The following is an 11,547-nucleotide window of genomic DNA, read 5'->3' as shown; positions in this document are numbered from 1 at the left end:
TTCAATATATGTTTTACTTTTAAATTCTTTTGTAGTATGATTTGTTTATGAAACATTTAAAAAAATATTTAGAAGACAATCCGCCATTGGTATTGATTCTAAGTTTTCTTTTTTTGATTATAGTAGGGTCGTTATTATTGTCACTTCCTATAAGTCAAAATGCAACAAAAGTTCCATACATTGATTGTTTGTTTACAGCAACATCTGCCGTATGTGTAACAGGTCTTGTTACAGTTGCAACGTATAGCGCTTGGAGCGTTTTAGGAAAACTAATTATAATCATTTTAATCCAAATGGGTGGACTTGGTTTTATGACATTTGCAACCTTGATTGCACTTGTCATGGGTAGAAGAATTACCTTAAAAGATAGATTAATTATTAAAGAGCAAACAAATAGTATTGATATGAAAGGAATGGTAAAACTCATAAGATATATACTGATATCTACTTTCACTATTGAAACAATTGGTGCTTTTTTGTTAATGACGAAATTTATACCAATGTATGGATTTAAGGGAATATTTTATAGTTTCTTCCATTCAATTTCTGCTTTTTGCAATGCGGGATTCGATATTTTGGGACCAAATTCATTAATTGATATTAATACTAACTTTTTTATTTTGTTAGTAATTGGACTTTTAATTGTAATAGGTGGTATTGGTTTTAACGTAATACTTGATGTGTTGCACAATGGATTAGATTTTAAGAAATATTCATTGCATTCAAAAATTGTACTTACAACAACTGTGTTGATGTTATCTATAACATCAGTTTTAATTTTAGCTATGGAATTTTTGAATCCAGAAACAATAGGCAATTTAAGCTTGGCAGACAAGATATCTAATTCGGTTTTTCAAGCTGTGACATTGAGAACGGCTGGTTTTGCATCAATTGATCAATCAAAATTATTAGACAGCTCAAGTGTTTTATCTATATTGAATATGTTTATTGGGGGATCTCCAGCAGGTACAGCCGGAGGTATTAAAACGACAACATTTGCGCTGTTAATTATTGTTGCATTGAGCGAAATCAAAGGTCAAGAAGATGTAGAAGTGTTCAATCGTAGAATTAGATTCTCACAAGTAAAAAAAGCTTTAGCTATAATTACTTTATCAATGGTTTGGGTAATTTTTGTTACATTTGCAATTTTAGTTATAGATAAAGCAAAATACTTGGATGTAGTGTTCGAAGTAGTAAGTGCTTTTGGTACAGTAGGACTAACCAGAAGCTTAACTCCAGGAATCAATAGTATTTCTAAAATTTTAATAATTTCAACTATGTATATTGGAAGAGTTGGATCTTTAACAATACTTTATGCTCTATCCAATACAAAAAACAAAAAAGCTTATAAAGAAGCTCACGAAAATATTATAATAGGTTAGGTTTTAAATATGAAACAATTTGTAGTAGTTGGCTGTGGTAGATTTGGTAGAGCATGTGCTATTGAATTATCCAATACTGGTCACGAAGTATTATTAATAGATAATAATGAAGATACTGTAGATGAAATGAGTCGTATTGTAACTCACGCAGTGTATATTGAACATTTGACAGAAAATTCATTGAGTTCAGTCGGTGTTGGAAATTTCGATGTGGCAATAGTTGCTATATCTTCAAATTTTGAAGCATCAATTCTATCTACTGTAGTTTGTAAAAAATTAGGGGTAAAAAAAGTAATCACAAAAGCTAAAGATACTCTTCACGGTAATATATTGCTCAAAGTAGGGGCAGATAGAGCAATAATTCCAGAAAATGACTCAGCGGTAAGACTTGCTAAGAGTTTGATAAGTGATCAAATTTTCGATTATATTGAATTTACAGATGATTATTCAATTGCAGAGATTACCCCAAAAAAAGAATGGATAGGAAAGAACTTCATTGATATTGGTATTAGAAGTAAATACGGTATTAACGTAGTTGCTGTTAAGAATAATGGAGAAATGAATATCAACCCTTCACCAGAATATACAGTAAAGTTTGAAGATTACTTGATAGTAATTGGATCAAATAAAGATTTGGACAAAATTACTGAGACGGGTGACAAAGATGATAACCTCTACTTCAAATAAAATATACAAACACGTAAAATCACTTTATAAGAAAAAATATAGGTACAAGTGTAACGAATTTATAATAGAAGGTTATAAGCTTTATGAAGAAGCGATTAAATCAAATTTAAATATCAAGCAAATAATACTAAGAGAAGGGGAAGAAATTATTGATGGCTGTGTATGTTTTGATTCAAAAACTTTCAACAGTCTCAGCGAAATGAACAATCCTGAAGGTATAATTTGTGTAGTTGATTTTATAGAGAACAAAGATAAGGATACAGATAAAATTCTATTTCTTGAATGTATAAACGATCCAGGAAATTTGGGAACAATAATAAGAAGCGCGGAAGCTTTTGATTATAATAAAATTATTTTATCTGACAATAGTTGCGATATTTATAATTTGAAAACTATTAGAAGTGCTATGGGTAGCTTATTCAGAATAAATATTTCTTATGAAAGTATAGGTGTCTTAGAGAATTATAAATCAAATGGATTTAAAATTTATGAGACATCTTTGGAGAAAAATTCTAAAAGTATTCTTGAGGTTAAGGACAAAGAAAAACATGTTTTAATAATTGGAAATGAAGCAAATGGAATTAGTAATGAAATAAAAAAATACGCTGATGAATTTTTAATAATTCCTATGGACAATGTAACCGAATCATTAAATGCTTCCATAGCTGCTAGTTTGAGCATGTTTTACCTATCAAAATTGACAAATTAGTAGTTATATTATACAATAATTAAAAATGTTGAAGAAGAAAATACAAAACTAGATACAAAGAGAGATATGGTTTGGTGTGACATATTTATCGAATTTTGTTGGTTCGCTTTGAAGTTGCTAATATAGCCGTGTAGAGTGCGTTAAGCTTGCGAGTGATGTTATCATAATTTGGGTGGTACCGCGGAAATACAATCTTTCGTCCCATAGGGGATGAGGGATTTTTTTATTGTTTAAGGAGAAAATAATGAAAGAAGAAATTTTGAAAATTAAAGAAGAAACTGTTGGTTTAATCGATAATGCCAGTGATTTAAAATCTTTAGAAGATATTAGAGTAAAAGTTCTTGGTAAAAAAGGTGATTTGACACTTGTTCTAAGAAATATGGGTAAACTTTCTAAAGAAGAAAGACCGATTATGGGACAATTAGCAAATGAAGTTAGATCTGAAATTGAAGAATTATTGTCCAATAAATTTGAACAATTAAAACAAGAACAAAAAAAGATAAAATTAAAAGAAGAAGAAATAGATGTAACTGCAAATAGAGGTGTCAGAGAAATCTCTCACAGACATCCACTTAATGAAACAATAATCCAATTGGAAAATTTATTCCAAACAATGGGATTTGATATTGTGGATGGTCCTGAAATTGATACAGTGGAAAATACATTCGATTTATTAAATTCACCAAAATATCATCCTTCAAGATCTTTATCTGATACTTTTTATTTGGATGATAAAACTGTACTTAGACCACACACATCAAGTGTACAAATCCGAACAATGAAAGCTCAAAAACCACCTATTAGAATGGTTTCTGCGGGAAGAACTTTTAGATTTGATGATGTAGATGATACACATTCACCAATGTTCCATCAAATCGAAGGATTGGTTGTGGATAAAGGCGTTACTATGGCTAACTTAATGGATACAATCAATATTTTCATCAAAAACTTATTTGGAGAAGAAATAGAAACAAGATTTAGACCACATTATTTTCCATTTACAGAACCTTCAATGGAAGTAGATGTCACTTGCTTCGATTGTAAAGGCGAAGGATGCCCAAGTTGCAATGATACAGGTTGGAGCATGGAGCTTTTAGGATGTGGAATGGTTCATCCTAATGTTTTAAGAAATTGTGGAATAGATCCTGAAGTTTATACTGGATTTGCATTTGGTATGGGAGTTGACAGGATTACAATGGTAAAACACAAAATCGACAATATAAGATTGTTGTACGATAACGATAAGAGATTTTTGGAACAATTCTAGGAGGAAATATGTTATTACCTATTAATTGGCTTAAAGATTACGTCGATGTAGACGAATCGATAAAAACTATTACAGATAGACTTTCAGAAACAGGAAGTCACGTTGAATCGGTTATAGATAAAAGTAAATATTTAAACGATAAATTAATTGTATCTCAAATAAAGAAAATTGATAAGCATCCAAATGCAGATAGATTATCCATAGTCACGTTAGATACTGGCAATTCAGAAATAGAAGTAGTAACAGGTGCAAAAAACATCAAAGAAGATATGTTTGTTTGTTATGCACAGGTAGGGGCAACTCTTCCTGGAGATATTGTTTTAAAAGAAGCTGATCTTAAAGGAATTATGAGCCCTGGAATGTTGACAAGTTTTGAAGAAATGGGATTTGAAACTTCAGTTGTAGATAAAAACTCCAAAGATGGAATCGCTGTTTTATCTGAAAACGAAATTGGCGAAACTGTTACTAATGCACTTGAAATTAATGAACCTATAATTGAGTTTGAAATCACACCAAACAGACCGGATTGCTTATCCGTTTTAGGAATGGCAAGAGAATATGCTGCATCTTTTGGCAAAAAAATCAAATATCCTTCTATTGAAATCAAAAACTTTGATGAAGATATCAATGATTACGTAAATTCTGTTGATATTCAAACTAACAAGTGCACACGTTATGTAGCAAGAGTTGTAAAAAATGTAAAAATAGGAGATAGTCCACAATGGCTAAAAAATAGACTTATTCAATCTGGAATTAGACCTATTAACAATATTGTTGATATTACAAATTTTGTAATGTTGGAAACTGGTCAACCAATTCACGCCTACGATTTGGATAAAATCGCAGATAAGAAAATTATAGTAAAAGAATCTGGTTCACAAAAATTTACAACACTAGACGATGTTGAACGTGAATTATCAGATGATATAATAATTTGTGACGGTGAAAACTCATTAGGTATCGCTGGAATTATGGGTGGTTTTGATTCAGAGATAACATTAGATACTACAAATGTGCTTATTGAAGCTGCAAGTTTTGATAGCGATACAATTAGACTTTCATCAAGAAGATTATCTTTAAGAACTGATGCCTCCACAAGATTTGAAAAGGGTGTAAGCCAACAATTATGTGATTTAGCATCATTGAGAGTTTGTAAATTAATTGAAGATATTACAAATGCCACTGTGATTAATAATTCTATAGATGTGATTACATGTAAAGAAAAATTAGAAGATGTAGAGCTATCTTACAAAAAATGCAATGATTTATTAGGATCAGATATTTCAAATGAAGAAATTAAAAATATATTACAATTATTGGAATTTAAAATTGTGTCAGAAGACGACGAGAGAATCAAAGTTAAAGTTCCATTCCACAGACAAGACGTTTCAATTTATCAAGATTTAATTGAGGAAGTTGGAAGAATTTACACATTTGAGAAAATTGGCGCTAAACCTCTTATCGGAAAACTAAAGAGAGGTGTTAAGAGCGAAGAAAGAATTGCCATAGATAATACGAAAAAAGCTTTGTATTCTATGAATACTTTTGAAGTGTTGTCTTATTCATTCATCAGCCCAAAATCCTATTCTAAAGCAATGGTTGAAATGGATGATGATAAATTGATCAAACTAATCAATCCACTAGGAGAAGATTTCTCTGTGATGAGATCCACAATTATACCAAATATTTTGGATATACTATCTAAGAATTATAAAAATAAAATCAAAGATATTTGCGTATATGAATTGGGCAATACTTTCCACTTGGTTGGAAACGAAAGGATTGAAACTAAAAAATTAGCTTTGGGAATGTATGGAGATTATGATTTCTACGATGTTAGATCTATGATTTTGGCATTATTTAACGAATTGGGAATTGATAATTATGAAATCGTAAAAAACAAAGATAATAAAACTTATCACAGCGGTAGGTGCGCTGATATATTGGTAAATGGTGAATTGATCGCAACATTTGGTGAAATAAGTTATGAAGTAAGAGACAACTTTGACTTTGATAATAGAGTTTATGTTGGAGAAATTCATTTTACAGAATTAATTAAACATATGGATTTCAAAAAGCTTTACTCACTAATTAGTAAATATCCTTCAATTGAAAGAGATATAGCTCTTGTGGTGGATAGAGAATTGGAAAGTATTGAAATTGAAAAAGAAATTCTAAATCACTCTAATGGTATCATCAAGGATGTTTACTTATTTGATGAATATAAAGGTGAACATGTTGATAATGATAAGAAGAGCTTAGCATACAGAATTATATATCAATCAAAAGATGAAACATTAAAAGACAAAACTATTGAAAAAATACAAGAAGAAATATTAAATTCATTAGAACAAAAATTCAATGCAACATTGAGAAAGTAGGAATGTATATGAACAAATTACAAGTTGTAATTCAAGGTTCAACTTACAATATTGTTACTGAAAAATCTAGAGAAGAAACAGATAAGATAGTTGAAAAAATTAACAAGGATATTGCAGATTGTAAAAACAGAAATTCAAAATTAACGACTTTGAATGCAACTATCTTAGCTCTTATGAATTTGGCAGAAACTCACGATAATTTAACAACTGAATTAAATGAATACAAAAAAGAGAATGATCCGATTATCAAGGATTATTCTAACTTAAAATCTGATTGCGAAAAATTATATCAAAATTTGGTTATTAAAGAAACAAACTTAAAACAAATGACTAAACAATACAATGAAATTAAAGAAAATTCTGAAAAGGAAAAAGAAGATATAAAGAAAAAAGCTGAAAAATACGCTAACGAAATCAAAGCGCAATATGAACAAAAAGCATCAGATTTAAATACAAAACTCAAAAAAGAGAATAAAACTACGGAAGATTTGAAAAAACAAATTGAATTTTACGAAACAGAAAATGATGATATATCTCAAAAATACAAAGATTTAAAAGACGAATATAATAAATTAGCTTTTGAAAAAAATAAGCTAGAAAATATTTTAATGGATTATCAAAGAGATGAAATCATTGATTAGTGAAATATTAGCTCCTTGCGGAAATTGGGACATGGTAAAAGCAAGTGTCCGTGCGGGAACTGATGCCATTTATCTTGGAACAAAAGAATTTTCCGCAAGGGCTTATGCTGAAAATTTTACTGTAGAAGATGTTAAGGAAGTTGTAAAATACTGCCATTTAAGAAACGTTAAGGTTTATGTAACATTAAACACTCTTATAAAACAATCAGAAATTTACAAGGCAATTGATTATGTAAACAGATTATATAACATCGATATTGATGCACTAATTGTGCAAGATATTGGTCTGGCATATCTTGTAAACAAGTTATTTCCTGATTTGGATTTACATGCATCTACTCAGATGAACATTAATAATTTGAATGGGGCATTAATTGCCAAAGAACTTGGTTTCAAAAGAATTGTATTGGCTAGGGAAACTGATTTAGAAGAATTAAAAAATATTAGGAAAAACTGTGACATTGAAATAGAAGTTTTCATTCATGGATCATTATGCGTGTGCCAATCGGGGCAATGCTTGATGAGTTCATTAAATGGTGATAGAAGTGCAAATAGAGGAAGATGTGCTCAACCTTGTAGGAAGGATTACAAGATTATTTTAGCCAACGAAACTATTAATTCAAAGCTGTCTTACCTCAGTCCAAAAGATTTGTGTACTATTGATAATGTTGACGAAATCGCAAAATACTGTGATAGTTTGAAAATCGAAGGAAGAATGAAATCCAAGGAATATGTGTACTCTATTGTAAAATCTTACAGAGAAAAATTAGACAATGGTAAAAACGATTATTATTTAGACGAAGTTAAAAATCGTGGATTTACAAAAGGATTAATCAATAATACAAATGGATACAATTACGTTGAACTTGGTAGAAAAAATCAAATTAAAGGCAACACAGTAGAAAAGTTTTAGGAAAAGGAAAAATAAAATTTACAGAAGATGTATTTAAGAAAGATATTTTAATACTTTCTAACGGGAAAAATACTTTTCCGTTGACATTAACTGAAAATTATACGAAAAATAGCATAACTTCATTTAAAAACATAGGTGATGCTCTTGAAAATTCTGATGTAAAACGAGTTAGTCACATTAAAATAGTTGATGAATCAAATGAAGAAAAAAATGTGAAATTTAATTTACAAGTCAAGTTTATTTGTAAAAAATTTCAACCTATTCAAATATCTGTTAATGGACTAAAATATAACACTAATATAATTTGCGATGACGCAAAAAATAAGCCAATAGATGACGATTTTATTCGTAATCAAGTACTAAAAACAGGAAACTATCCAGTAAACATTAATAAATTGGAGATTATTCTAGATGATGGATTATTTTTATCGAAAAGTCAGATAAATCAGATAAGAAGAGATTTCATAGAATTCTATTTGAACGAAAAAGCTGATTTTAATCATAGAAAACAAAAAAATGTTGATCTGAAAAATTTAGATAAACTAATAGAAAAAAATAGAATTAATAATTCAAGTTATAAAACAGTTAATGTAGATGAAGTGGATGGTTACAGCGATAAAATTTCATCAGAATACATCGTGAGAGTTCCAAGATTTTTGAATCAAGAAAAAACGGATAAGTTTATAAAAAGGTGCAGAGAAAATAATGTATCCAAACTTTTAATCAATAATATTGGAGATATTATTATAGCTAGGGATATTAGAGCTGATTTTGTTGTTAGTGACTATCAGATGAATGTATTTAATACTTTATCAGCAAAAGTTTTAAATGATTTGGGAGTAGATGTAATAACTTTATCCGTTGAATTAAACAAATCTGAAATTAAAGAAATTGTAGAAAATTCAAATTACAATTATGAATTGGTTGTTGAAGAAAACTTAGTTAATATGATTACTATTTATTGTCCTTTTTCGAGCATAATAAAATGTAATGGGGAAAATTGTGAGTTCTGTAAGTTTAATGATTGTTATATTGAAGGAGATTTTTCTAAATATAAGGTTGTAAGAATGGACGATTACTCTTTAATTTATTCTTGTGATAGAATTAAGATAGATGAGAATGATATAGATTTCAACTTATATTCAATTAGAAAAAACAAATATGCAACTGGAAAATCTAATGAATTTCATTTTAAAAAAGGAATTTTATAAATGGATAAAAAGACATTAAACACACTTGAATACAACGAAATAAAAAATAAAATTGAAAAACTTTGCAAATCTAAATTGGGCAAAAGTATAGCCAATAAATTGGAACCTATGATAAATGAGGATGAAATCAGACAAAGTTTGGATGAAACTTATGAAGCTATGAGTATGATTTACAAATTTTCTAATCCTCCTATATATGAGATTATAAATGTTAAAGCAAGTATAATGCATGTATCAAAGGGTGGATACATAGTTCCAGAAGTTTTGTTGAAAATCGGCCAAATCTTAAGTAGCGTTCACGATATAAAAAGATACGCTGGAGAATCTGACGAAAATCACGAAAATTACCCTATGATTATGGCAATGATGGATTCTTTGGTGGAAGAGCCCGATTTAGTAGCAACTATAAATAATGCAATAATTTCCGAAGATGAAATTAGCGATAATGCTAGTAGAAATCTCGCTAGAATTAGACAAACTAAAAGGCAAAAGACAGAAAATATTAGAGATAAAATTAACAGTATTTTATCTTCTAATGATCAAGCATTACAAGAAAACATCGTAACTATGAGAGATGATAGATATGTAATTCCTGTAAAAGTTTCACATAAATCATCTTTTAAAGGAATCGTACACGACCATTCTTCTTCGGGTCAAACAGTATACATCGAACCGATGGAGGTTGTAGAATTAAACAATGAATTGAGAATGCTTGAAGCAGAAGAAAGAGAAGAAATAATAAGAATTTTGAAAGAAATTTCTGATAGAGTTTATGATGCTAAGGATTCTATTTTTGTGGATCAGGATGTTTTATCAAGATTAGATTTCATATTCGCTAAAGCAAAATATGCGATAGAAATTGATGCGACAAATCCCAAACTAAACACCATTGGATATTTTAATTTCAAAAATGCAAGACATCCTTTATTGGACAAGAAAAAAGTTGTGCCTATAAGTATTTATCTTGGTGATGATTATAATACATTGGTAATAACTGGACCTAATACTGGTGGTAAAACTGTAACACTTAAAACAGTAGGTCTGATAACTTTAATGGCACAGTCTGGAATTTTAATTCCCGTAGATGAAAATTCGGAAGTAGCAATTTTCGACAATATCTTCACAGATATTGGTGATGAACAAAGTATAGAACAATCTTTGTCTACTTTTTCAGCTCATATGAAAAATATTGTACACATTGTAAATAATATTACATTTAATTCTCTTGTTTTATTCGACGAGCTTGGAGCTGGGACAGATCCAACAGAAGGAGCAGCACTAGCAATTGCAATTTTGAGAATTTTCTTAGACAAATCTATAAGAACAATTGCTACAACTCACTATTCTCAACTTAAAATATTTGCATTGACAGAAAGATACGTAAAAAATGGTTCAGTAGAATTTGATGTAAATACTTTATCACCAACTTATAGATTGCGAATTGGAATTCCTGGTAAATCAAATGCATTTGAAATTTCTAGAAGACTTGGTCTTGATGATGATATAATTAATAATGCAAAGGAAATCTTGTCTCAAGAAGACAAAGATTTTGAGGATGTTTTATCAGATATTGAATCTGAAAAGAAACAAATTGACGAAGATAAAAGAAAACAATTAGAACTTAAAGAAGATTTATTGAAACTTCGTGACAGATACGAAAAAGAACTTGAAAAGACAAAAATAGAAAAAGAACGAATAATTAATGAAGCAAAAGAAAACGCAAATGAAATTTATATTCAAGCTAAGGAAGAATCACGTGAGCTTATCAATAAATTAAAATTCTTAGAGAAAGAATCTGATGCCAGAACAGTAGCTAATGATGTTGAAAGTAAATTTAATAAAAGAATTAAAAAGAGTTCCAGTAAAAAACTATTGAACGAAACTTCTAAGAAACAAAATCTTCAATTAGGAGATGAAGTCGAAATCTTAGGAATTGACCAACAAGGTACTATTGTTTCAGAGCCTGATAAAAAAGGTGATTTATTGGTTCAAGTGGGTATCTTAAAGATAAATGCCAATGTTAAGAACTTGAAGAAAATTAAAGAACAAGAAGTGATTCAATCATCAAAGAGCATTAAAAGTATTATAAAAAATAAAGCTAATTCTGATATAAAAAGCGAAATTGATTTGCGTGGTAAGAATATCGAAGAAGCGATATACGAACTTGACAAATACATTGATGACTGTGTAATTGTCGGTTTGAAAAAAGTGAATATAATTCACGGAAAAGGAACTGGTATGCTCAGAAAAGGTATCAGAGAATACCTAAGAAGTGATAAAAGAATCAAAAAGATAGAAGATGCAGGTTACAATGAAGGCGGGCTTGGAGCTACTTTCATTTATTTAAAATAAGGGG

At 29.5% G+C, this 11,547-nt stretch carries 9 protein-coding genes and 1 other annotated feature; all 9 genes read left to right on the top strand.

Annotated elements, in window-relative coordinates; genetic code table 11:
- Positions 1–47: 47 nt before the first annotated feature.
- The 9 genes from ACU68W_RS00980 to ACU68W_RS00940 all read left to right on the top strand — a co-directional run bounded on the left by ACU68W_RS00980 (position 48) and on the right by ACU68W_RS00940 (position 11,543).
- Positions 48–1,382 (top strand): TrkH family potassium uptake protein, encoded by a 1,335-nt coding sequence (locus ACU68W_RS00980; protein WP_094205771.1) that lies wholly within the window; start codon positions 48–50, stop codon positions 1,380–1,382.
- 9 nt (positions 1,383–1,391) lie between these two features.
- On the top strand, positions 1,392–2,069 hold the full coding sequence (locus ACU68W_RS00975; RefSeq protein WP_094205770.1) for a potassium channel family protein: 678 nt from the start codon (positions 1,392–1,394) through the stop codon (positions 2,067–2,069).
- Complete coding sequence (locus ACU68W_RS00970) at positions 2,047–2,778, top strand: TrmH family RNA methyltransferase (RefSeq protein WP_094223521.1); 732 nt, start codon at positions 2,047–2,049, stop codon at positions 2,776–2,778. The genes ACU68W_RS00975 and ACU68W_RS00970 overlap by 23 nt, the downstream gene beginning before the upstream one ends.
- Positions 2,779–2,797: 19 nt before the next feature.
- Positions 2,798–2,985, top strand: a binding site (T-box leader).
- Between the two features lie 37 nt (positions 2,986–3,022).
- Entirely contained in the window at positions 3,023–4,045 is a 1,023-nt protein-coding gene (gene pheS / locus ACU68W_RS00965; protein ID WP_002836559.1) for a phenylalanine--tRNA ligase subunit alpha, read from the top strand.
- 8 nt (positions 4,046–4,053) lie between these two features.
- Positions 4,054–6,426 carry a phenylalanine--tRNA ligase subunit beta gene (gene pheT, locus ACU68W_RS00960; protein WP_094223520.1) on the top strand — a complete coding sequence of 791 codons (2,373 nt, stop codon included), beginning with the start codon at positions 4,054–4,056 and terminating at the stop codon, positions 6,424–6,426.
- 8 nt (positions 6,427–6,434) lie between these two features.
- A complete protein-coding gene (locus ACU68W_RS00955) occupies positions 6,435–7,067 on the top strand; it encodes a cell division protein ZapA (RefSeq protein WP_094223519.1) in 633 nt (210 codons plus the stop codon).
- Positions 7,060–7,980: a peptidase U32 family protein gene (locus ACU68W_RS00950; protein ID WP_446755953.1), complete on the top strand. Its 921-nt coding sequence runs from the start codon at positions 7,060–7,062 to the stop codon at positions 7,978–7,980. Before ACU68W_RS00955 ends, ACU68W_RS00950 begins: the two co-directional genes overlap by 8 nt.
- A gap of 80 nt (positions 7,981–8,060) precedes the next feature.
- Complete coding sequence (locus ACU68W_RS00945; protein WP_446755952.1) at positions 8,061–9,191, top strand: DUF3656 domain-containing U32 family peptidase; 1,131 nt, start codon at positions 8,061–8,063, stop codon at positions 9,189–9,191.
- The gene (locus ACU68W_RS00940; RefSeq protein ID WP_094208678.1) at positions 9,192–11,543 is read left to right on the top strand and encodes an endonuclease MutS2; all 2,352 of its coding nucleotides are present in this window, start codon (positions 9,192–9,194) and stop codon (positions 11,541–11,543) included. It abuts the gene before it with no gap.
- The last annotated feature ends 4 nt before the right edge of the window (positions 11,544–11,547 follow it).

This window comes from Finegoldia sp. P2-F-LR (assembly GCF_052932265.1).
Note: the sequence above shows the minus strand (reverse complement) of the source record. Positions and strands in the feature narration are given on the sequence as shown.

Coding starts and splice junctions, on each gene's coding strand:
- ACU68W_RS00970 (WP_094223521.1), top strand. CDS start 2,047: ATGATAACCTCTACTTCAAATAAAATATACAAACACGTAAAATCACTT.
- ACU68W_RS00940 (WP_094208678.1), top strand. CDS start 9,192: ATGGATAAAAAGACATTAAACACACTTGAATACAACGAAATAAAAAAT.
- ACU68W_RS00980 (WP_094205771.1), top strand. CDS start 48: ATGAAACATTTAAAAAAATATTTAGAAGACAATCCGCCATTGGTATTG.
- pheT (WP_094223520.1), top strand. CDS start 4,054: ATGTTATTACCTATTAATTGGCTTAAAGATTACGTCGATGTAGACGAA.
- ACU68W_RS00975 (WP_094205770.1), top strand. CDS start 1,392: ATGAAACAATTTGTAGTAGTTGGCTGTGGTAGATTTGGTAGAGCATGT.
- pheS (WP_002836559.1), top strand. CDS start 3,023: ATGAAAGAAGAAATTTTGAAAATTAAAGAAGAAACTGTTGGTTTAATC.
- ACU68W_RS00955 (WP_094223519.1), top strand. CDS start 6,435: ATGAACAAATTACAAGTTGTAATTCAAGGTTCAACTTACAATATTGTT.